Source organism: Desulfovulcanus ferrireducens, assembly GCF_018704065.1.
GTDB lineage: Bacteria > Desulfobacterota > Desulfovibrionia > Desulfovibrionales > Desulfonatronovibrionaceae > Desulfovulcanus > Desulfovulcanus ferrireducens.
The window spans coordinates 35457-59629 of the sequence record NZ_JAGUQP010000016.1 but is presented as its reverse complement, the minus strand read 5'-3'; the positions used below and the strand labels follow the sequence as shown (position 1 = coordinate 59629).

General features: G+C 41.7%; 16 protein-coding genes. 4 read left to right on the top strand and 12 right to left on the bottom strand.

Annotation, left to right across the window (positions count from 1 at the left end; translation table 11 throughout):
• Positions 1-14 precede the first annotated feature (14 nt).
• Together KFV02_RS07115 and KFV02_RS07110 are read left to right on the top strand one after the other, a co-directional pair.
• Positions 15-779, top strand: a complete 765-nt coding sequence (locus KFV02_RS07115; protein ID WP_252380850.1) for an ABC transporter ATP-binding protein — start codon at positions 15-17, stop codon at positions 777-779.
• 152 nt (positions 780-931) lie between these two features.
• Entirely contained in the window at positions 932-2446 is a 1515-nt protein-coding gene (locus KFV02_RS07110) for an MlaD family protein (protein ID WP_252380849.1), read from the top strand.
• A 605-nt stretch (positions 2447-3051) separates the two neighbouring features.
• Here the strand turns inward: KFV02_RS07110 and rnr are convergent.
• The 3 genes from rnr to KFV02_RS07095 all read right to left on the bottom strand — a co-directional run bounded on the left by rnr (position 3052) and on the right by KFV02_RS07095 (position 7361).
• Complete coding sequence (rnr, locus tag KFV02_RS07105) at positions 3052-5166, bottom strand: ribonuclease R (protein ID WP_252380848.1); 2115 nt, start codon at positions 5164-5166, stop codon at positions 3052-3054.
• Positions 5167-5535: 369 nt separating this feature from the next.
• Entirely contained in the window at positions 5536-6606 is a 1071-nt protein-coding gene (gene lpxK / locus KFV02_RS07100; RefSeq protein WP_252380847.1) for a tetraacyldisaccharide 4'-kinase, read from the bottom strand.
• Between the two features lie 47 nt (positions 6607-6653).
• Entirely contained in the window at positions 6654-7361 is a 708-nt protein-coding gene (locus KFV02_RS07095) for a Bax inhibitor-1/YccA family protein (protein WP_252380846.1), read from the bottom strand.
• 124 nt (positions 7362-7485) lie between these two features.
• On the opposite strand from KFV02_RS07095, the gene KFV02_RS07090 reads away from it, so the two are divergent.
• Positions 7486-8478, top strand: a complete 993-nt coding sequence (locus KFV02_RS07090) for a hypothetical protein (RefSeq protein WP_252380845.1) — start codon at positions 7486-7488, stop codon at positions 8476-8478.
• A gap of 122 nt (positions 8479-8600) precedes the next feature.
• Here KFV02_RS07090 and KFV02_RS07085 read toward each other — a convergent pair whose 3' ends face one another.
• The 7 genes from KFV02_RS07085 to KFV02_RS07055 form a co-directional block, all read right to left on the bottom strand.
• Complete coding sequence (locus KFV02_RS07085) at positions 8601-10496, bottom strand: SurA N-terminal domain-containing protein (RefSeq protein ID WP_252380844.1); 1896 nt, start codon at positions 10494-10496, stop codon at positions 8601-8603.
• A gap of 793 nt (positions 10497-11289) precedes the next feature.
• Complete coding sequence (locus tag KFV02_RS07080) at positions 11290-12714, bottom strand: PAS domain-containing protein (protein ID WP_252380843.1); 1425 nt, start codon at positions 12712-12714, stop codon at positions 11290-11292.
• A gap of 78 nt (positions 12715-12792) precedes the next feature.
• On the bottom strand, positions 12793-13041 hold the full coding sequence (locus KFV02_RS07075; RefSeq protein ID WP_252380842.1) for a hypothetical protein: 249 nt from the start codon (positions 13039-13041) through the stop codon (positions 12793-12795).
• Entirely contained in the window at positions 13004-14599 is a 1596-nt protein-coding gene (locus tag KFV02_RS07070) for a carboxyvinyltransferase (RefSeq protein WP_252380841.1), read from the bottom strand. Before KFV02_RS07070 ends, KFV02_RS07075 begins: the two co-directional genes overlap by 38 nt.
• A gap of 116 nt (positions 14600-14715) precedes the next feature.
• Positions 14716-15855 carry a M20 family metallopeptidase gene (locus KFV02_RS07065; RefSeq protein ID WP_252380840.1) on the bottom strand — a complete coding sequence of 380 codons (1140 nt, stop codon included), beginning with the start codon at positions 15853-15855 and terminating at the stop codon, positions 14716-14718.
• A 57-nt stretch (positions 15856-15912) separates the two neighbouring features.
• Positions 15913-17496 (bottom strand): KamA family radical SAM protein, encoded by a 1584-nt coding sequence (locus KFV02_RS07060; protein ID WP_252380839.1) that lies wholly within the window; start codon positions 17494-17496, stop codon positions 15913-15915.
• A gap of 244 nt (positions 17497-17740) precedes the next feature.
• Positions 17741-19126: an ATP-grasp domain-containing protein gene (locus KFV02_RS07055; protein ID WP_252380838.1), complete on the bottom strand. Its 1386-nt coding sequence runs from the start codon at positions 19124-19126 to the stop codon at positions 17741-17743.
• Positions 19127-19826: 700 nt separating this feature from the next.
• On the opposite strand from KFV02_RS07055, the gene KFV02_RS07050 reads away from it, so the two are divergent.
• Positions 19827-20270, top strand: coding sequence for a universal stress protein (locus KFV02_RS07050; RefSeq protein WP_252380837.1), 444 nt, complete (start codon positions 19827-19829; stop codon positions 20268-20270).
• A gap of 141 nt (positions 20271-20411) precedes the next feature.
• Here KFV02_RS07050 and KFV02_RS07045 read toward each other — a convergent pair whose 3' ends face one another.
• Positions 20412-21140: a 4Fe-4S dicluster domain-containing protein gene (locus tag KFV02_RS07045; RefSeq protein ID WP_252380836.1), complete on the bottom strand. Its 729-nt coding sequence runs from the start codon at positions 21138-21140 to the stop codon at positions 20412-20414.
• Between the two features lie 11 nt (positions 21141-21151).
• Positions 21152-24172 carry a formate dehydrogenase-N subunit alpha gene (fdnG, locus tag KFV02_RS07040; RefSeq protein ID WP_252380835.1) on the bottom strand — a complete coding sequence of 1007 codons (3021 nt, stop codon included), beginning with the start codon at positions 24170-24172 and terminating at the stop codon, positions 21152-21154.
• Between the last annotated feature and the right edge of the window lies 1 nt (position 24173).

The following is a 24173-nucleotide window of genomic DNA, read 5'->3' as shown; positions in this document are numbered from 1 at the left end:
GAGTTGGTGGAGTAATGGACAAAAAAGAAATTATCATTGAACTTAAAGGAGTGCACAAGAGCTTTGGATCTCAGCATGTATTACGCGGTCTGGATTTGGCTTTGCCTCGGGATCAGGTCAATGTGATCATTGGACGCAGCGGGGGAGGAAAAAGTGTTCTTTTAAAGCATATTATAGGCTTGCTCAAGCCAGAACAGGGTCAGGTCTTTATTGAAGGTCAGGATATCGTGCCCATGAAGGAAAAGGATTTGGCCAAGGTGCGCAGGAAGTTTGGTATGTTATTCCAAGCTGCCGCGCTTTTTGATTCCTTCACTGTGGCTGAAAACGTAGCCTTTCCCCTTATTGAGCATACCAATAAAACAAAGGCTGAGATCATGGAAATTGTGGAGGAAAAATTGGCCAAAGTCGGCCTGAAAGGGATGGGTTATAAAATGCCTTCCGAACTGTCCGGAGGGATGCGCAAAAGGGTAGGTCTTGCTAGAGCCCTGGCCCTGGATCCTAAGATAGTTCTTTTCGATGAGCCCACATCAGGTTTGGATCCTGTTATGTCTGCGGCCATCAACGATCTCATTGTTCAAACCCGGGATGAATTCGGGGCCACCTGCGTAGTAATAAGCCACGATATCCAAGCTACCATGGCCACGGCCGATGAGATTTTTATGCTTTATGATGGTAAAATCATTGCTCACGGGAGTCCGGAGGTTATAAGGGAGTTGGACGAACCCGTGGTCCAGCAATTTATTCAGGGCAAGGCCCATGGACCAATAAAAGTAGTTTGAAATGGTTTGTAGTGGTTGAATAGTAAATGCTGGAATGGTTTGAGCAATACCCAAAAACCATATAACCAATAAGTCATTCATCTGTTCAATCAATAAGCTGCTTAATCAAGAATGATAATTCATTTTTAACCATCAACCAGAAAATTTTAGTTATGGCTACAAAACCAGGTGTAGAAGTCAAAGTAGGAATATTCGTCTTTATAGTCCTTATTGCCCTCGGTTATATGACTACAAAGGTAAGCAAAGGTAAGTTTGTTACCGGCGATATGTATAACATTGAGGTTTTCTTTGATAATGTCAGTGGACTGAAGAAGAATTCACCAGTGGAAATAGCTGGTATCGAAGTAGGGCTGGTCAAAGACATTGTTCTTGAAAATGGGAGGGCAAGAGTAACTTTAGCCTTGAGTCCTGACGTGCGGATTCATGCCGATGCAGTGGCTGCAGTGCGCACGAGAGGAGTGCTGGGCGACAAATTTGTGGAACTTCGGAGCGGGACAGAAAGGTATCCGGTCTTGCAAAATGGAGACAGGATTGGCCGTACTGAAGCTCTGGTAGATATGGATAAGCTATTTCAAAAAGTGGGGCAGATTGCCGATGATATAGGCAAGGTGGCCCGTAGTGTAGCCAACGTAGTGGGTGGACCCGAAGGGGAGCAGGATTTACGATTGCTGGTTCAAAATCTAAAGGAGATGGCCATTGGTTTGAATAAAATGGTTCAGACCAATATGGAGAGCGTAAACCTGATCGTGGCCAATTTTAGAGAATTTTCCAAAGACTTAAAAGACATCTCTGGCGGGAATAAAAAGGGTATTGAAAAGATAATCAGTAATTTTGAAGTGGCCTCTGTTCAGTTAAAAACTACTTTAGATAAAATGAACTCCCTTCTGGATAAGGCCCAAAATGGGGAAGGTCCAGTGGCCAGGCTTATTTCGGACAAAGAGATGGGCGATGATTTGAAAAAGACTCTGGCCTCTTTAAAGAGTGTTTCTCAAAAGATCGATCAAGGTAAAGGCACCCTGGGCAAGCTGGTGAACGATGACACCACAGGAAAAGAGCTGGACAAGACATTAGAGGGATTAAACAAATACCTTGCCAAACAGGAACAGTTTCGTACCTCTGTTGATTTTCATTCTGAATATATGTCAGCTTCGGGAGATACCAAGTCTTACCTGACCCTGAAATTGCAGCCGGGAGAGGACAAGTACTATCTATTGTCCATTGTGGATGATCCCAAAGGACGAACCAAGACCACTGATACCTACCGCCGATATCGGGATGATGGTGGTGTCTGGCATACTTATGAGGAAGAAGAAAGTATCACTGAAAAGGATGGGCTGAAATTTTCCGTTCAGATTGCCAAGAGGTGGCATGACCTGGTTATAAGGGGCGGGATTATCGAGTCGTCTGGCGGCTTAGGTCTGGACTATTATCTCTGGGATGACCGTATTCAGCTTTTTATGGATGCCTTTGATTTTTCATCCGATGCTCCGCCTCATCTCAAGGCAGGGGGAAAGCTTTTTTTCTTAAAGAATTTTTACGCTATTGCCGGCATGGATGATTTTATAAGCGATACAGGCGATAGTTCCTTTTTTGCTGGTCTAGGTCTTTACTTTACAGATGAGGATATAAAGTACTTACTATCATCGGTTCCTATACCCCAGAAATAGGGCTGAGTGGATGGGTTGGGACTTAGTGAAACTAAAGCCCGGCCCCCAAACACTAAACTCAAAAAAAAAAGCCTTTAGAGTTTGTTGCCAAACTATACTTAAGAGGGCAAGTTTTCATGATTATTTTCAGTTCTGGTTTCTTTCATGCTGGTGCAAACTCCTGGATCCATCTATAGCTTGCTTGCGGGCAGAGCATAATGGGGGATTTTGGTTAACAAATATTTTATAATGCCTTATTGAGCGATTTTTGATTTAGTTTTGCGTTAAACACATTGGGATAAAAGTAGATTTTGAGCCAGCGATTTTCATTCAATGGGTGAGATTGCCACGGGCAGCTTCGCAGCCCTCGCAATGACAATTTCGCCCCTGTCATTGCGAGCGGAGCAAAGTGGAGCGAAGCAATCTCAAAGTTTGGTCTGCAAAAAATTCGCTCAATTTAGGTTATATAGAATTATGATAAGATTCGCCAAATATCTAGCCGTATCGCCCTAATGCTCTGCTTGTCCTCAAACTTCGCTAAGATAGGTTAGCCAGTCCTTTGCAAGGCATTCAAGTAACCAGAACTTTCAATTGGCGGCCAAAATAGGGTTTGGCTACAAGGCTCTTTAGTCTAGGATGCTTAAGTCCAGTTCCAAGCGGTCAAGGCTGGCTTTTTGCAGGATGACCTCCACTTTCTGACCCAGAGAAAAAGTTTTACCGGTGCGCCTGCCAACAATTTTTTGTTGATCAGGCCAGAAGGTATAATAGTCATCCGCGAGCGAGGACAGCCTGACCAGGCCATCGGCCAGTACGTCTTCCAGTTCCACCCAAAAACCAAAATCAGTCAAGGAAGAGATCACGCCGGTAAAACTTTCCCCCACCCTTGTCATAAGGCTTAAAATAGTTGCTCTTTTCAAGATTTCCCGCTCTGCCTCCATGGCCTTGCGTTCCAGAATACTTAATGATTCTCCCAGTTTTTTTAACTTTTTAGGTTTTTGCTTGGCCGGGATCTGTGAGTTCAGGACTTTTTTAAGGGCCCTGTGTACAGTAAGGTCTGCATAGCGCCTGATGGGAGATGTAAAATGGCAATAGCTTGTAGAGGCCAATCCAAAATGCCCTTCATTGAAGGGAGAATATTTGGCCTGCATCATGGAACGAAGCAGTAGGCGGTTGACCAGAAATTCCAAGTCTGTGTCCTTGGCCTCCTTGAGCAAAATTTGCAAGCTCTTAGGGTCTTTTTCCTTTGGCAGTTTTTGTCCGAGCTGTGTTGAGGCCAGAAGTTTGAATAGGGAATCCAGCTTGTCTTCATCTGGCTGAGGATGAATTCGATATAGAAATAAAATCCCCTTTTCTTCCAAAAAACTGGCCACGGCCTCATTGGCGGCAATCATAAACTCTTCGATGATTTGGTGAGCAAAATTTCTCACCCGCGGCCTGACCTGCAACTGACCGTCCCGAATATTGAAAAGAACTTCCGGTTCAGGTAGGTCAAAATCAATACTCCCCCGTTCTTTCCTGTTTTGAAGAAGAAGACGTGCCAGTTTGGAAGCCTCGTTCAACATAGGTAGAACAGAGGTAATTTCTTTTTGCACTTTTTTGTTCCCCAGTTCCACGGCCTCATGCACCTGAGAGTAAGTCAGCCGGTATTTGCTTTTGATAACCGCTGGATAAAACCGGGCTTTTTTACGTAAGCCTTTTGCAGAAAAGGTCATTTCCGCAACCATGACCAGTCGGGGAACGCGGGGTTTGAGACTGCACAGCCCATTGGAAAGCTTTTCTGGAAACATGGGTTCCACAGAGAGAGGGAAATAATAAGAATTACCTCTTTCCTGGGCTTCTCTGTCCAGAGATGAGCCCAACTGCACATAGTGGGCAACGTCAGCTATGGCTACAAATAGTCTGAATTGACCTCCTTTTTTTTCCACAAAGATTGCATCGTCAAAGTCTTTGGCCTTAGCACCGTCAATGGTTACAAAATCAAGTTGTGTCAGGTCTTGCCGGCCATTAAAATCGTCGTGCACAGGGGAAGAGGGGAGAGCCTCAATTTCATTAATCACCGAAGAGTCAAACTTGGAGGGGATGAGATGGTTTTTTTTGACCAGCTCTTCTTGTACCTTGAGGTCTAATTCCGGCCCTAACTTTTCCGTAAAGATGCCCGACCAAAGTCTTGCTTCCAGTTGTTTGTCCGGCCTGACAACGATTATATCTCCTGGGTTTAATCGCAAATCAGGCTTTGTAATCTCCACAATCAAGGAAAGCTGAAGTTTTAAATCTGTTGGCCGGGTCAGATAGATATTTGGTCCTATTTGCTCTGTAACTTTGACTGTCAATTCCTGAAATTGCCTTTCAAGAATACGTACTACCCTGCCTTCAGGACTTTTACCTTTTTTTTGAGGCAGCAAAGCCACAAGCACCGTGTCTCCATGCCAGGCTCCTTCAAAGTTATTCGGGTGGATATAAACGTCTTTGCGTCTTTTGTCTTCAGGCAAAACAAAGGCTATTCCAGATTTTTGCATTTCAAATTTGCCTTTGATCACAGGTAATTTGTTCACCAAACAATAGGCTCGTCCGGTTTGGATGAGTTTACCCTGATTTACAAGTTCATTCAAAATGGCCCGAATCTTTTTTTTGTCCTGTTTTCTGAAGGCTAAGGTTTTATAGAGTTCATTGCGGGTCAGAGGTTTGTCTGATTTTTTAAAAAGTTTAATGATGCTACGAAAATCAATTTTGTTTTTGGCCATATTTAAGTATCCTTTATTTTAAAGTTTGAAAGAGTATGTCTTTTTTGTCATACTGTAAAATATACAACTGCAAGAAATCAATTTTTTCAGCTTGTGTCTGCCACGAGAACGGGAGTTAATTTTTGTAAGTGTATATTTACAAGATGTTTCTTAAGTTTTTTCAATAAGATAATATTTTTCTTAATCATGATAACACAATTTTGTTTAAATTTTTGCCATTTGATTCTTATTTAATTTTCAATACGTCCTTTCGCTAACCTGAGCGACCTAATGGTAGGTACTCTCTATATTTTTTTTGTTCAACTAATATTATGCTTCAACACTACATTTAAATCTTCTTCTCCCTTAACCTTTTGTCCTTTTTATCTTTTAATCCTGCCTTGATATTTTTTTTAGTAAAATTTGTTCAAAACGTTGCTCGTCTTCTGTATCAAACTGGACTTCTATTTCCAGGGCAAGGAGGTGTGGGTAGGTGAATTTTTTCAACTTAAGTGCGTCTTTTGTAGTACAAACTATGTGTTTGATTTTGTCGTTGTGAGCTAGCTGAAGAATATGCTCAAAGTCTTTTTTTTCAAAATGATGGTGGTCTGGAAAAAAAAGATGGTTCTTGGGTGGATAACCTAGGAAATGAGTGATGGTGGATAGGACTTTTTTTGGATTGGCAATGCCAGTGACCAGGATATATGGCTCGTTGTTTAAATGAGGATGTCTTGTCTGTGTATTTAAGTTGATAAGTGCACGGGGACAAATGCGGAAGTAGAAAATAGGCTTGTTAAAAGGGGTCAGTTTCCGGGCTACATAAGTTGCCAGTGTCTGCCTATCTCTGTTCCAGGTATTGATCAAAAATATATCCGCCCGGTTAAGAGCTGTTTTTGGTTCTCGCCAGGGACCGGCCGGTATGACTTTATTCCAGTGAATCAAGAAATCATTAGGGGAAAAAAGAACCAGATTCAGATGCCGGTGAAGCTTCTGGTGTTGAAAACCGTCATCCAGTATGAATAGGTCAGGGTCTAGATTCGCAATAGCCCATTTACCTGCTCTGGTTCGGTTTGGATCGACCACAACCTTAGCCTGGGCATGAGACGCGGCAAGAAGTAGTGGTTCATCTCCGCAGGTTTTAGGGTCATCATTTACCTGGACCAGATGTGGATAGACCGGGGGGCTAGCTTTATAGCCGCGAGTGAGGATGACGGGACGCAGATTATACTTGAGAGATAATTTAAGGAGATATTGACAAAAAGGAGTCTTTCCTGTCCCGCCCCAGGAGATATTTCCCACAGAAATGCAGGGTATAGGAGGGTTCCAAGTATGGGTGGAGTGGGCCCAATAAGTAGACCTTAGGCGCATACCAAGCCCATAAAGTAGACTGATGGGCCATAAAGCAGGACAGAGTTTTTTTTGCCAGGAAATCAAGTCAGACATGATTATAAGCCAGGCCACGAGCCCATCCTGGTAGGATAAGGATGCGTGACCTGGCTCCAAAAAAGTTAGTCGCGGGATTGCCCAAAAAAGCGGAGAAGCATGAGAAAAAGGTTGATAAAATCAAGATAGAGTGTCAGTGCACCCAGGATTGTGCCCCTGCGCATGGCCAGTGAATCATCCAGGGGGGCGCTTTCACCCATCACTTTTAATTTTTGAGTGTCATAGGCAGTTAGGCCAACAAAGATAATGACGCCGATACCGCTGATGACAAAGTGTACTGCCGGGCTCTTTAAAAAGATATTTACGATGGAAGTCAGAATGATGCCCACCAGTCCCATGAATAAAAAGCTGCCCCACGAGGTAAGGTCTTTTTTAGTGGTCAATCCATAAATACTCATGGCTGCAAACATACCGGCACAAACCACAAAAGTTGAAGCAATGGATGTGGCCGTGTAAATTAAAAGAACAGCTGAAAGAGTAATTCCATTAAGACCACTGTAGACGAGAAATAAAGATGTGGCGGCTGATGCTGACAAGCGGGTAATTCCTCCGCTGATGCCGACTACAAGCAGGAGTTCCCCAATAATCAACCCCCAAAAGAGCAGGGGATTGCCAAAAATAGCCTGAATAAGAATTGGGGATGAGGCTACGAAATAGGCTACCAGGGCTGTTAGCCCCAAACCTATGGCCATCCATTGGTAAACCCCGCGCATGAATACATTGAGCACTTCAGTCCGCACTTTAGGGGTGGAATAGGTGCGAAAATCTGCCATTGTTTCCTCCTAAATTAAAGGTTGTTGCCTGATTTATTTTTTACTATGTACATTTATAGCTGACCTGTCAAATTGTAAATAAAGTGCAAATAAATTCAATTTGTTAGTAAAGGGTGGTAGTATAATGTCAAATATCTCTGTGCAAAAGTTTAGTTTGAAGCAACTTTTGGTCCAATTCCCACCGGCAATAGCCGCATTGGTTTTAAGTGTGGATACATGGCTTAAGCACAGCCAAAAAACAAGTCTGTGTACTTCCCAATCCTGTCAGATAGTGAGTGAGTATGTTCGTTTTGGCGATACTTTTTTGATCGTGCTCGGCGCCTTGTTTTTTTGGTTATTGTGGCTTCTCCTTTTTTTTGCCTGCCGTTATGATAAAAAATGGTTGTGGGGCGCAAGTTTTACTTTATTGCTCGGTAGTTTGGCTTTTGATGGAGGTCTGCTCGGCTTTCAATTTATGGCGCTTAAGGAGCGCTGTGCTTTGTGTATCGGCGTGGGCCTGGCACTATTTTTTTGCCTGGTATTTTTCGCCTGGTTCAGACGTTCACTGGCTATCGCTGTTTTGGGATTTGCTGTGTGGGTCGGAGGGTTTACAGCTAACTCGGTACTCAAGTTTTCTCCCAAAACTCCGCAATTGAGTGAACTTACGGTTTTTTCTTGGCCTGGCAAAGAAACCAGAGATTGGCCTAAATTTTATTTGTTTTTTAGTCTGCACTGTGATCATTGTAGCAAATTAATGGCTAATCTTGCTATTAATAACCCAACTGCCTTTAAATGGCATTTAAATCCTCTGGATGCTAAACCGTCAGATCTGCAAAGAATCGCACATATTCTAGCTGCGGAAAAAGAGACTAAGAATCTATTTCTGGAGATACTGCGTATAGAAAGCTTAGAGCAGGTTGAACCAATTTCAGTCCCTGAAGGTCTTGAGGAAAAGATTAAGAATGTACGAGATTATTTTAGGGGCCATGGTTATAAGGGTGTGCCGCTGTTGATCATTGATGAGAATCCGGGCAGGAGAGTAGTACTGAGCGGTGAAAGATACATCCTAAATTACCTGAAGAAAAAGGGTATTGTCGTAACAAGCATTGTGTTTCCAAGAAAAGAGTTAAGTGACTAGACAATGGCCAGGCAGTATTTTTTATCTAGACACAAAAAAAGGGGCATATTTATGCCCCTTTTTTTGTGTCTAGATAATGTTATTCTTTATTTTACCCCGCGCATGGCGGGACAAAGTATGACTTAGTATTCCAGGATTTTTGGGTTAACAATTTCAATTTTTGCCTTATTGCGAAGGTCGGTTATGAAGGCTTGGAAAAGTTGTTGTTCCTGGATACGGGCATAAGATGCCAGCCAGAATTTCTTTTCCTTGGCAAAGTCCTCCTCTTTGGGGAGGATATGTTCTTTGGCCTGGGCCAGTATATAGCCACTTGGCAATTCATAGGCTTTGGACAACCAAGTACCAGGTTCGACCTGAAAGAGGTCTTCTACCAGTTCAGGATTAAAGCCCAGTTTAGGAATAAAGCCTCTCCGGCCAAAAGGTTCACTTGTTTTAATTTTATCTTTGAAACCCGGAGCAGGCTTGTCTTTGGCTGCCAGAATTTTAGCGAGGGCATCCTCAGCTTCTTGTTTGGCAAGAGCCATGGCCCCTTGTTTAGTCAGAAGCTGGACAATTTCGTCCTTTACTTGCTCCAGAGGTTTTGCCTGGGCAGGTTTCTCATCTAATTTTTGGGCCAGGACATAGCCATCTTCAAGCATGATCGGGGTCTGGGTAACTTCGCCTGTCTGAAGCTTAAAGAGCTTATCTATAGCAGATGGAGGTAAACCTAGGCCCAGAGGCCCTTGCTTACGGGTAAAGAAACCTGATTCCTCGACGCTCAGGTTGAATTTCTTGGCAGCAGTTTTAAGGTCGGAACCGGTGACCACCAGTTCCAAAACATTGTCCAAAAGGTCTGCAATCTTATCGGCTGCCTTTTCCTGGCCAATAGTCTCCTTAATTTCTGCTTTAACCTCTTCCAGAGGCTTAGTCCCGGGAGCTTTATAGTCATCCACTTTAATCAAGTGCAGGCCAAACCTGGTGCGTACCGGTTCACTGATCTGACCTGGTTTTAAGTCAAAAGCGGCCTCCTCAAATTTTTTAACCATCTGACCTCGGCCAAACCAACCCAGCTCTCCTCCGCGTACACTGCTTGGTCCCTGAGAATATTTTTTTGCCAGTTCCTCAAATGTTTTCCCTTTTTTTAACTCAGCCTGAATGCGAGCAATTTTTTTCTTTGCAGCCTGGACTTTTTCTTCTGGAGCATCGGGGTTCAATTTTATCAAAATATGCTTGGCCTTGACCATCTCTTCTTGTTTAAACTGCTCTTTGTGTGCCTGGTAATAATTTTTTACTTCCTGATCAGAGATATTTTCTTTATCAGCCAAGGCATTTGGGGTTAATTCCAGATAGGCGATTTTAATCTTTGCCGGCTCCATAAACTCGTTTTTGTGCTGGTCATAGTAAGTTTCCACGGCTTTTTGTTCCGGCTTGACCTTGTCCTTAAAGTCCAGCCAGTTGAACTGAATGTAGTTTATAGTCATTTGCTCGCGGGCAAAATTAAAAAATTCGCGTACCTCCTCATCGGACGGAGTGGTGGGCAGGGCAATATAGTCCTGAACTTTTTGCATGAGCAGATTGTGAGCGTAGTCCTCTTCAAACTGGGCCGGTGTCAGGCTGTTGGCCTTTAGAACCTCCTGATAACGGCTAGGATCAAATTGTTTGTTTTCATTCAAAAAGACCGGAATTTGACTGATTTCATATCTTAGTTCTGCCGGGGTGATAGTTAATCCCCATTCTTTAGCCTTTTGAGTCAGCAGTTCAGCATTGATGAGTTGATTCAACACTTGTTCTTTGAAGCGCATGTTTTTCAAAGCTTCATCTGTTAAGTTGGGATTTTGCTGGCGCATGGCCCGGACACTGCTTTCATAAGCCCGGACGAAATCTTGAACGAGGATGGGTTTATCGTTGACCAAGGCCAAGGTGGAAGCTCTGTTGCTGCGAAAACTACCCACTCCCCAAAAAATAAATACGACCACAATTAACCCAAAAAGTAATTTTATAGCCCAGGACTGAGCATTTTGACGTATCTTATCTAACATTGCTACTCCTTTTTTTGTATATCTTTTGATAAGTATGGACCTGTATAAGGTTCAATTTTGTCCTGCTTTAACCAGGACTTAAATTGTGCATTTTTTTGCAGGCTAAAGTTTGAGATTGCTTCGCCGCTTCGTTCAGGCTCGCTTCTCGCAATCTCAGCAGTTGGATGAAAATCGTTAGTAAAAATGTATTTATTTCTATGTGTTTAACGTAAAACTAACTTAAAAATCTTAAAAATCGTTCAATTTAGTCAAGGCTAAATGCTAAACAATAAATGTCAAACTTTTAAACATGTTAAGGTCTAAAAAAAATCAGAAGTGTAATCGTATCTTTTTATTACGCGTTTTTGTTTGCTTGAACCTTAAAGTTCACGAATTAATGGGCAGTAAACTAATTTTTAAATTCCAGCAAGTCAGAGTTTCCCATGTTTCATGGTCTAGTCTAACTCGGACTGTATGGTGACAGTCAAACCCCTCCTTAGGCGAGCTCAGTGACACTTGTTGAAAGAGATGAGTAAGTTTTTATGACCTCAACTTTCTAAGTTAATTTGCGAGCGCATTTTCTTCCATTGTGTAGTAATTTGAGGATGTTAATCGTGTCAGAGTTGAGTTTATGATATCAAAATATGTAACGGTGAATAACTTGGCCATACCTTTGTGGGGTGTTAAATGTGAAGTATCCAGGACGATTTTATGAGTCTGTGGCCAAACCCCATTTTGACTACCAGATTAGAAATCAGGAGTAGGAAAAAATTATGAAAATTTGTCCCCTTAAGTAAGGATTGGCTACAATCTCTTATTCAATTTGTTTGGTTTCGAAACTTGAAAGATCATCTGAGGATTCTTCCAAGTCCAAAATTTGGGTATCCAAATATTTTTGGACTTTGAATTGGGTAATATTTTGTAGTTTACGGTAAATTTTGAAGACACGTTCACTTTCGGTGGTAATTATCTTCTGGTGACGCCTGATACGTTCTACATCAGTCGCTTCGGTGCGCGCTAGGAGTTGGGCGGAGTTAACTATAGCTGTTAGAGGTTGAGCCAGTTCGTGACTGATAGCTCCGGACATGGCCAGGGCAGCATTGAGTCTATCCCGTGTTTCTTCAGCACTGATATTACGCAGAATCCAGATCAAGCCACTGTTTTTATTTTGTTCATCCGGTATGATAATACAGGTTACATCCCATTGTTTACTGTTTAGGTCTAGTGTAAATTTTTGGGCGAGATCGCGTGTTAATACGTCTTTCTGAAGGGTGGAAAGATGTTCGGATATCTGATTTTTGGCTTCCGGGATGAGGTCAAAGACATTCTCAGCCTTCTCATTGCCAGTAAACGGAATAAAATCATTTTCCGCGGCCTTGTTGGTAAAAAAGATATCTCCTTTGAGATTGGTGTGGATAAGAGGAAAAGGCAACCTGAGCAGGATATTTTGCATGATTTCTTGTTGATTGCGCAGCTGATTTTTTAAAAGAACCAGGGAATTAACATCATGGATCAGCTGGAAAGCCCCCAACACCTTGTCGTTTCTCACTATGCGCATGGCAGTGATCTGATAATAGCCTTGAATGCGGGAACGGAGAGGGATAAACCCCGATACTTGGATGCCATTGGGGAAGGATTTAATATTTGTATCCTGTTCGTTGAAAATTTGGCGGATTACATCGGGATCAAGACTTTCTAAAATCAATTGACCAACCAAGGGGCGATGATAAGGATAAAATATAATGCCGACCTTTTTTTTACCCAAAACATCCTTGGCCTTGACCCCTGTCATTTGTTCACAATGTTCGTTCCAATAAATAACTCGACCCTGGCGGTCATAGACGATGATGGCAAAGGGCAATGCATGAACGACTTGCTCTAAAAAAATGTTTTTGTCCAAGGCTTTTTGCTTATGGACTGATTTGGCTAAAAATAGAGTGTGCAGCAGCTGGCCGGGAATATTTTCAGAAAGGTCTACGTCGCTGGGCAGGTTTCGGCGGAGTTCCTGTTTGAGGGCCGGATCGTGATCGAGGTTGATGATAGAGTCTATCTGGTGTTGAGCTAACATATCCTGCCAATCGAAATAGTGCGGGATGTCCAGCTCAATGGATTGTCCGTCAGTAGTGGTTACAGATACAAGACGACCCAACTGTTCCCATTCTCTCTTGTTTTTAAAGAAACTTCTGGCCATGTAAGCCACTTTTTTACTGGGCCCAATCAAAGCAAACTTTGGTGTCATTGTAAGCTGATTTTGGTTATTTATTCATTAAAAGCGGCCAACTCTTATTCAAGTAACCAAATGTTGTTCAATTGCTTTTTAAATTTCATAAGTTAAACGGTTGATTTTTTTGCGGCGCAGATCGATTTCGACTTCTAGGCGCAATTTTTCTTGCTGCAGGGAAAATATCTGTTCGGGAAAAAATTTGCCTGTCTTAGGATCTTCTTGACTCCTTAGTTCAATAAGTTTTTGTAAGCATTCTTTTTTTTGCTTTTCCAATTCTTTGATTTCATTATTTAAGGCTTCAATTTCACGAGACAATGAATCGCCTTCGACCTGGTTGGTCATTTTTCTCTCCTGCACTAGTTGGTGTTATTTGATTTTGCGGGTCCGGTAGATTTTGAAATATTTTCCAGAAGTCTGGCCAGATAGCGGTTAAACTGCCAGGATTAGCCAGACAAACACCCTTGAAAATAAATGAACTCAGTGCATAGCCTAATGTCCAGTATGGGTCAGGGCTATGCCAGAGTTCTTTTCTGGGACCCTTGTCTTGAAAGTTGATTTCCAGACGACTTGGGTAGAGATTAAAATCTAAATTTAGAAATTTTAACAGGTCTATAGCAAATTCGGCCTGCTCAGTGTCGGTAGGGATAAATATGGTGGCCGAGCTTTTAAAGGAAAGTAGCAAAGGCAGAGCAAGGGGAGCGAGTTCAGGGTAGTCGCTTATGTCAATAAAACATTCAGCAGGTCTGTGAGCTGGGATGGCAGCAATCTGATCTGCTGAAGTCGTAAGCTTCAGACCAGCCTGTCCAAGTAGATTGTAAATGGCCGTAGCAAGTGAACTGTCTTTTGGCCAATGCCCCCGAAGTGTTACCTCTCCGCCAGCAAAGAGTGGTAGAGCCAGTAGATAGGCACTAAGAATGGGATCCAATTGCAAATGAAAATTTTTTAAAAGTTCCGGACGACCTGGGTGAATGGTTAGACTCTGCTCGCTAAGTAAAGTTTTTATGCCCCAGCTTTGCATAACTCTTTGGGTTTGTTTGACCTTTTCGAGCTGAACCCCATGTGAAAAGTTAATGGTCAAGGGACTGGAATAGGTGCATGCTGCTAAAGCAAGGGCCAGGACAAAATCCGGGTCAACAGCCTCTGGCAGGGTGATTTGGCCTGGAATTTTCCCGCTGACTTCTAGTTTGGCAGGGAGAGAGAAGCTTTGAGGGTAGGTAGAACTTAGCCTGGCTCCCAATTGGGGCAGGATGTCCTGGATAGGTTTTAAATTCAGGATCTTGAGGTTAGATGCACTGGTAAATTTTGTTACTCCGGCTTCACCTAAGCTTAGACAGAGCAAAAGATAAAAATTGAATGCATTTTGGCCTACAAAGATGGATTTGTTGGCACAGGTTAAGGTAGCAGGCTCTGAACTAAAAATTTTGTCTTTCCATGTAAGTCTAGCTCCACACTGGTTTAAAGCTTTAATTAATTCGATGAGAGAGTCGTTGATGGGGAAATTGTCTATGTGTACAGGTTTGTCTGCCAAGCCGGCCAAAAAAGTGCATATCCTGGCTTGAAAAATATCTCTTGGGCCATCTATGTGGACATTTAGTGGCTTTTTGGTGGGGTATAGACAAAAAGGTTTGTCTGAAAATTTTTTCTTCTCAGCCTGGCCATAGCTAAGGCTATTTAAAATAGTAAACAATTGGCGGTAAGCCCTCTGGTTTTCCCCTTTGAAATGATTTTTCCATAATGACCAGAGCCTTTTCTCCAGACCAGAATCCACTAGGCTTTTATTTTTCTCCATTCTTTTTTGAGCAATTTTGCCCAAAAGACGAGTTCTTTTGTTGATCAGGACGGCCAGCTTTTGCTCTGTCTGCTCTAACTCTTCGTTCAAACTCAATTTATATTTATCCATTTTCCTCTTCTATTTTTAAGGTTTCATTCTCCGATTTTGATGTAAAAAATAAGATAGCAATTTTGTCGGAATTATTTTTCGATGGTTGCTAACCTGTGATTGTTTACAACTAAATTTTAAACTTCGTGCAAAGATAGGGTTTTTGCTTTAGCCTTTTCACCCAGGCCAAAGTGAAGGAGGATGTTGGTAAATAATATTGCTCTTTCAACAAAGCTATCGACAATCATATATTCATCAGAGCTATGATCTGCATCTCCAACTGGTCCTAGGCCGTCAATAACAGGAATTCCTGCTTGGGCGATAAAGTTTGCATCGGATACGCCACTGCGGAACTCTTCCCAAATGGTAATGTTCATGCCGTGGGCAATGCGTTGAATTTCAGAGAACAACAGTTTGTTCTGTTTTGTTTGTTCCATAGGTGGACGTGAAGAAAGAATTTTATATTTGGTTTGTGTGCCATTAATGACACTGCGTGCACAAATGGCGTCTAGATCTTGTTTAATTTTACGTTCATCCGTTTTTTTATTAAACCTGATATCCAGATAGGCAGAAGCCATTTCGGGAACAGTGTTTGGCCCTATGCCTCCCTCTATCTGGCCCACGTTTACAGTTATTCCAAGATCATAATCATTCAATTGTTCGAGCGCAATAACTTTGTGCGCGAGTTCTAAAATAGCGCTTTTTTTGCCAGTATGGGCAAAGCCGGCGTGCCCCGCCTTGCCTTTGACGTCTATGCGGACATTCATTTTAGCTTTTCTTCCCGTAACGACCTCGCCGTTTAGCCCTCCACATTCAAGAACAAAGGCCAGAGAACTTTGCCGGGCTTCGGAAATTATTAGTTGTTTTGATTTAGGAGACCCGATCTCTTCATCTGAATTAAAGATAAAGGTTATTGGGATGTCGTGCAAGACTCCAAGGTGATGAAGGGCTTTGAGGGCAAATATGCCGACTACTAGTCCTCCTTTCATGTCGATCACGCCAGGCCCATTTATGAGCTTGGCTCCATGTTTGTGTTCAAAACAATTGAATTCTTTATCAGGAGGAAATACAGTATCTGTGTGACCACAAATTAATATTTTTTGTGGATCTTTTTTTACTGTAGATGCTGTTAAATTGTCTCCTAAATCAGAGTTTTCATATCTTTTAAAATGTAGATTTAAACCTGATAATTCAGATATAATTTCATCTACTACTCTATCTACACCCGGTTTGTTGTAAGTCCAGCTGTTAGTCAGTACTATTTTTTCAAGGAACATAAGCATTTTCTGCTTATGTTCCTTGAAAAATTCCACAATTATTTTGTTTGTCATATGTTATTTATTGTATTTTGCGAATGCGAAATTGTCATTATCTTCATATATATTTGCATCTGCATCAGGATATTTTACTTCTTCGCCGCTCCATGGTTTTTTCAAGATTAGGTCGTTATTGTCACGTCCGATCACATTGCTTCTGTGAAGAGGTATTTTGCCTCCGGCTGTAGCTATATATCTCGGAATAGCATCGCCGGATATGTTTCCGTACATACTTTCAATAATATCTCGACCTTTTTCTATAGGCACTCTGAGGTGAATAAATTGTGGGTTGCGGTAACTACAATTAAAGACATAATATGGACGAACATATGCTTCATGTATTGTCTCGCAAAGTTTCCACATTTTTACTTTTGAATCGTTTATCCCACGCAGTAACACTGCTTGATTGAGTACAGCACTTACTCTCTTAGAGATTTGTTTAAATGCTTCTTTGGAGACAGGAGTTATCTCCTGTGCGGTATTAATCTGAGTCACTACACGAATCGGCTTGATATCATTGCTTTCTTCAAGTATATCAAGTAGTTCTGTATCGATTCTCTGTGGGGTGGTTACTGGAATACGGGTGCCAAGTCGTTTAACTTTTACATGATCAATGGAGTCTAATTCATTTAGTATCCAGCGAATATATTCGTTGGGCAGAACAAATGAATCTCCTCCAGTTATTAAGACATCTCGGATAAAGCTATTTTTCTTGATGTACTCAAAGGCTTCTCGGTATGCTTCTTTACTGTAGATACGGTCTTTTTTGCCAATATGTGCTATTCTTAAACAATGTGTGCAATACATGGCGCATATATTGGTAGCTTTGATGGTCACAACTCTGGGATAAAACTGGTCAATTAGCCTGGCTGGAGAGTGGTCAGCTGCCACTGGAGGGATTTCTACCCCTGCATTGTCAACCATTTCTCCGGTCGGGACGGACTGGAGAAGCACTGGGTCATTAATTCGGCCAGGCATGATAAGGCTCGCATAATATGGGGTCAGTCTCATACGGTAGTGCTTGGTAACGCGGGCAATATCTTTGATAGCTTTTTCGGGAAGGTCTAGTATTTGGGCTAAGGTTTCAAAATCTTCAATGGCATATCTGAGCTGGCCTTTAAAAGTATTCCAATCGTCGTCACTAATGCCTAAAACCTTTTTTATTTTTTGAATATTTTTTTCTATATCTGGCCAAAGTTCAATTCCACTAGGAGCTTCTTTATCCTTTACCTGTAAGTATTCTTGAATTCTTGAGTTGGCGGCCTGAACAATAGGAAGAGCTCTGCCTACGCGCCCCCCAATACTCACTTCATGTTCATCTATTTGCTCATGTTTTTTGGCTAATTTTAATAGATCATTTTTAGATATCCCGAACTCATCAGGCGAGATACCGTGTTCCTTTTTTGTTTTTCTTAAAATTTCAAAAAGTTTTATAATTGGCGTTGTTAAATTTTTTTGCTGGGCAACTTCTAATAAAGAAAGAACTTCCTTTTTTAGATCGTCTGGTACGGTGCCCATCGCACTGCCTGGAGCATAAAGTTCCTCAAACAACTCTTTAGTATAATCATCTAGGCTGGGATCATTTACCTCTAAATTAGACATTGATTTCCTCCTGACTGTAGCCCCGCAAAAAAAGAGTTTTTTACAGGGGAATACTGAATGTTATATGTTAAATTATTTTAAAATATCAGCACAGATTTTTTGCATGCGCATCGAAAACTAATGCTCATGAAAAGAATCAAACTTTGCATGGTGGACTAAGACTATTCGACAATCAATAATTTTAACGTGGTTATGAGTTGTGGAGTCCGGACCTTAAACTTCAGCGCATATCTAGTTTACTTTTTTAGATTTTAAATGTCTCTTTAACTGTATACTTTAGAAAGCGCTTGCCATACTCTATACCGCTTAACATGTCTTCACGGTTATTCGCCACAGAAACGATTCTTCCTAAAAAGGTTCCGGATTTGATAATAAAATCATTTCCAATATGTTCCATTATAATAAAATCTTTCTTTAACTCTTTGTTAGCAACTTTTTTAAAAATTTCTCTTTCGTTTGGATCCTGGGGTATATATCCGTCAGTTGTAGCAACGTTGTTGATTTTCATATTATATGTGCCCCAGTATATATTATCTGTTTTGTCTTTTAATTCAATTGTATTGCTTGGAAACCTATTTTCCTTCACAGCATAATATTCTAACTCCGGCAACATGGGAGAACCTTTGGGTAATAGTTGTTCAAGTGTACAACAAAATTCCATTGTTGTCCCTTGTTTTCTTGAGTTAATTTCCATAAAATATATATTATTATCAACCACTATATAATCGCATCCATATATACCTCGATATCCCAATTTTCCAATTTGTTGACCCACCTTGACAGTATACTCTTTTAACTTTTTAATTATTTCATCTGGTAGGACTGAAGGGTATGTGGAGCCAACGAACCTATTCCCATCTACTATACACTGATCAGCTACACCTGCAATATATACATCATTTTCATTCGCAACTATTGCGAGGACAGTAGGGTCATATTCATGTGGGATATATCTTGAAATAAGATATGTTGCGTTTTGGTCGTTAAATTTTCTTAGAATATCTTGTCTTGTGCTAGTTACAGCGCTGCAAGAACCAGCTGCGCTATACTCTTGGCTGATAAAAATGCCATCTTCCCATTCACTCCGCATTTTTTTTGCTTTAGCCAGGAGGTCTTCTAGCCCTTGACAAATGTCAAAGTCCGGCATGGGAACGATTTTGTTAAATGTCTTGTATTGAAAAATTTTGTTATTAAGCTTATGAGCAATATTACTTTTGGGTCCCAGAACAGATACCCCGTCAATTTGATCCAGAGTCATTTCGGGCAGGCTCTCATACATATAAATATATAAGTGATTTTGCTGTGTTAAGATTTTTTGTATTAAGTCTTGTACAAAATCATTATTTGATACTTCTTTCATAAATTGTTTGGCATCGATTCGGCAGCATACCTTTTTCCCGGTTTTCTCCAAGTGTTTTTCAGCTTCTGGGTTTATTACAATTAGATTCTTATAATAGTACTGATCAAAAAAATCAGAAACTATAGCGATAAAATCAATTTTTTTATTGTACAGTTTTTGAAAAAAATCTTTTAAGAAAAAATTTAACCCATAAGATTTAAGCTCGCCAATATAAAGAAAGTAATATGTATCAGATTTAATTTTAATGTTAGAATAAATTGTTTTGCTCATCACATTTCCTATGTTTTAATAGTTTTTATAAAATAGAAATTTAAAAAAGTTTGCGGATAAATAATCATAAAAAAATATCTATATAATATCAGCACCAAAAATAAATATCTACTATGTGATGTTTCTTAAGATGCAAGGAAGGTGCTCTTGCCTTCAAGCTTTGTGCTGCAAAAGAAAATTTAGAGGTCAGAAAAAACGGGGGGGACAACATCTGGCAGAGTAGTCCTTTTAGAAATTTGTCTTTACTAAAAGATTTGCTATGGCATTGACTTTTAAAATAATGACAGCTAATTTTTAGTTATGTGGTTTGTATGCGTCACTAGATTTACTTGATGAACAGTGTCACATAATTTTGAGAAAGTAAACATTGAATTAAGTTGCGATAAAACAGATCTTTTGCCTTTTATGGATATGTCCACAGGAAAAGTTAGCATAACGCAAATAGTATCATTACAGAAATGGAAAATTACAAAAATGTGTGCTAACCTTTTCAGAAAGTTGTAAAATTATATTTATTGCTCATTAAAGTCAAGATGGTTCAGATATGTTATTTTGGTTGTTAAAAAATAATTTAATTGTTCTTTAGTGGAGGGTTTGTTGCGCCTTTGCCATAGGGCTTTATAAACAATTGATAGAAAATTCACAGGTTTACAATGTAGTTTTTTAAAAGCTTTAATTATAAAACAATAGGGGTAAAGTAATGGGAATCTATAAGCACATTTTGGTTATGACAGATTTTTCACTGGACTCAGAACATGCTGTAAAAGTTTCTGCTCAGATGGCATTGTTTTTTAAGTCAAATTTAACAATACTGCATGTTGCTCATGATGAAAGTCAATTTTCTCTGTTTATTAATAAAAGTGATTATGCACAGATAAAGGAGAAAATAGATGAAGAAATAAATGATAATTTCAAACAATTGGAAATAAAAATTCCTGAATTGAGAGAAGTGCAGTATACTAAAAAAGTAAGGCGTGGGATTCCTTATGTTGAAGGACTTTTAGAAATTGAAAGTGGCGATTACGATCTCGTAGTAGTAGGTTCTCATGGTCTAAGTGGCATTAAGACGTTTTTTTATGGAAGTACTTCAGAAAAAATAGTAAGACGTTCCCCTGTAGCTGTGCATATAACACGACTTAAATAGAGATTTGTTTGCCCTATATTTAGGTCCCATGGTGAAATTGAATTCATTATAGGTTAGCAAATAAAAGAGGCGCCTTTTAAGGCGCCTCTTTTACGCTAGCTGGGCCAGTGTTCTGGCCCTGGAGGAGGGTAATCCAGTTGCCTAGCCGCGCATGTTTTTGAACGGACGAAAGAATTTCGCCAGCGCTTGCTTTCGGCTCATAACCGGCGGCAAGGACAAACCAGCTACAGCGAATTCATGGTAGTTTACCGGTTTGGTCTGAAAGAGGTAAATGACTCGTACAGACTCCGGATCACCTAGTACTGCATCGGGATAGTATTTTTTGACCTTGCTCAGTCTTTTTTTAGCCAGAGCAAGCATTTCTTCCCGGTCGCCAAAGTTCATGGCTCCGGTAGGACAGGTTTGCACGCAAGCGGGCAAGAGTCCGTTGTGTACTCTGTCCAGACACATATCACACTTGGACATGATTTTGGAGTTTTCATCCTGTCTGGGGATGTCATAGGGACAGGCCCCGCGGATCTCCTCAATATCCAGTTTTTTGGTACGTTCGGTAAATATTACTGCACCGGTCAGCTCGTCCTGCAAAATAGCCTGCTCATCATACATGTCAGCAGTCATTTTGCAGGGTGGTTCGACACAGTGGCGGCATTGTTCAGGAAAGAAGAGCCAGTCTTTAATCTCTCCTTTTTCGACAACCTCTTTCATGCGCACCAATTTATATGTGATGTAGGACAAGTCTTTGGGGTTCTGATGTGAGCCCCAATTGTATGTCTCTTCTGCCGGCAATTTATGCCATTGCTTACAGGCAACCTGGCATCCCCGGCAGGCAGTACAACGAGTGAGATCTATAAAAAAGGTTTTTCCGTCCATAAGCTACCTCCTTATTTTTTGCGAACATTAACCATAAAGGCTTTGGTTTCCGGGATGCCAGTGTTTGGATCGCCCACTGACGGAGTGAGGATATTGGCCGCATCACCACCATCTTTAGGATGTACCCAGCCATAATGCCAGGGTATACCTACCTGATGTACAGTTTTGCCCATGATTTTAAACGGCCGCAGTCTGGAGGTAACTATGGCCACTGCTTCCAGTTTGCCTCTTTCGTTTTCTACGATAACCTTGTCACCATTTTTAATTCCGCGTTCTTTGGCCAGTTCAGGGTCCATTTCGACAAAAAGTTGTGGCTCAGCTTCCAAGAGCCAGGGTTGCCATCTGGTCATAACTCCGGTTTGCCAGTGCTCGGTAACGCGGTAAGTGCTGCAGACAAACGGATACCTTGGATCAGCTGAAGTCAATTTCTCTAAATCACCCTTGAACGTGAGAGCGGCTGGATTGTTGAATTGCTTAGAGAAAGGATGTGATTTAACAGGGCTCTCCAAAGGTTCATAATACTCTGGGAATGGACCATCAGCCCTGCCCGGGCCAAAGATTTGACCGTGGCCATGTTTGCGCATGATAAATGCGTACTTGGTTCCTGGCTTCCATCCTCCGTCAGGTACATCGCCAACCCATTTCTGGCCATTCCAGGCAATGACAGGTTTTTGTGGTGCATAGGGACGTCCTTTAAGATCAACTGATGCTCTATTGTACAGGATTCTGCGGTTGACCGGCCAGCACCATGACCAGTTGGGGAAAAGGCCAATCTTAGCCTGCTCAGGTGTTTGGGTTTTATCGCGTCGGGCAGCCATGTTACCTTTTTCTGTGTATGAGCCACAATACAGCCAGTTGCCGGAACAGGTAGAGCCGTCAGCCTGGAGATAAGCAAAGCTTGGCACTAATGTACCGGCTTTGAAGGTTTTGCCTTTAACTGTCACATCTTTGAGGAAGTAGCCATTGATAATTTTCGCTATCCGATGCGGATCGTATACGTTCTTTTCATTGACCCATTTTTCTGAGCTCAAGTTGAGGATAGGTTCAGGATAAACTCCTCCTTCGGTCTGGTACAGGTGTTTTATCCGCTCAAACAGTTCGCAGATGATATCTCCATCCGGTTTGGAATCACCAAGGGGTTTGGCTGCAGCGTAGCGCCATTGCATCCAGCGGCCCGAATTGGTGATAGAACCTTCCTTTTCCACGGAAACCGCACAGGGCAAGAAAAAGACTTCTGTCTTTACCTTTTTGGGATCCATGCCCGGTCCTTTCCAGAAGGACGCGGTCTCGTTGTCAAAGATATTGACCACAACCATCCAATCCAATTGGCTTAATGCCTTGCGGGCCTTGTTTGAATTGGCCAGACCTGCAGCTGGGTTTTGTCCCCAGGCGAAGAAGCCCTTTATTTTACCTCTCAGCATTTCATCAAAGATGACCATGAAGGAGGCATTTTGACCATCATCCAATTTAGGCAGCCAGTGGTAGGCTTCATGAACATCAGCGTCCATATACATGGATTTGATCAGGCTGGCTGAGTATTTAGGATAATTTTGCCACCAATTGGCACTCTTCGGATCATTGCTCTTTGGTGTATATTTATTGTTGTACGCATCCAGTGTCGGTTGAGAGGCTTTGGGCGTTTTCAAATAGCCAGGCAAAATATGGTATAGCAAGCAATGGTCAGTGGAGCCCTGTACATTAGATTCGCCGCGCAAGGCATTAACACCTCCGCCAGCAACACCTATATTGCCCAGGAGGAGTTGAATTATGGCCATGGCACGGATATTTTGCACACCCACAGTGTGCTGGGTCCAGCCCATGGCGTACATAATGGTTCCGGACTTGTCTGGTTTTCCTGTGGCTGTGAAAGCCTTGTAAATTTCCAGGACTTTTTCTTTGGGCATACCTGTCACTTCGGATACGCGATCCAAAGTGTATCGTTTAAAGTGTTTCCTTAAGAGCTGGAATACACAGCGGCTGCTTCTGAGTTTAGGATCTTTTTTGGGATTGCCGTGTTTATCCAGTTCAAACGCCCAGTAGGACTTGTCATATTTTCCGGTTTTAGGATCAAATCCGGAAAATAGGCCATCTTTAAATTTAAATTTTCGGTTTACTATAAAAGATGCGTTGGTATAGTTGACCACATATTCTTTAAAATAAAGATCGTTATCCAGGATGTACTTAATCATACCACCTAAAAAAGCGATATCTGTCCCGGAACGAATAGGTCCGTAGATGTCTGCTTTACTGGAAGTTCTGGTGAAGCGTGGGTCAACATGGATGAGTTTGGCGCCTTTGTCTTTGGCCTTCATCACCCATTTAAAAGAGATGGGATGGTTTTCTGCGGCATTGCTGCCCATGATAAGGATGCAATCACTGTTTTTTATGTCGATCCAGTGATTGGTCATAGCACCGCGTCCGAACGACTCTGCCAGAGCCGCTACAGTGGCGCTGTGTCAGATACGCGCCTGGTGTTCAATAGCCACCAGGCCAAGGCTTCTGAGCATGGCTTGGTAGATCCAGCATTCTTCATTGTCCATGGCTGCTGAACCTACAGAGGCAAGACCGTCACAGCGGTTTACTTCTTGTCCTTTGGAATTATAGCGAACAAAGGTTTTATCCCTGGTTTCTTTAATTTTGCGGGCAATGCGATCCAATGCCCAGTCCCAGGATTTTTCTTCCCAGTGTTCACTGCCGGGAGCTCGGTACAAGACCTTGGTTAAACGGTTTTCATTCTCTGCAAGCTGGTAAATGGAAGCGCCTTTGGCACAAAGAGCACCTTCGTTGATGGGATGGTCAGGGTCGCCTTCAACGTTAATTACCCGCCCAGGACCCTCTTTTGAAGAGTGGACAATAAGACCACATCCTACAGCGCAATAGCAGCAAATGGAAGTGCTTTCTTTGGCCCACCTAAGTTTTAACAGCTGGGCACGAGCAGCTGTAGGCTTTAAATCGAAACCCAAGCCGCCAAATGCGGTTGCTGCTGTGGCCGCTGCTGAAAGTTTGATAAACTCTCTTCGACCTAGTTTCATA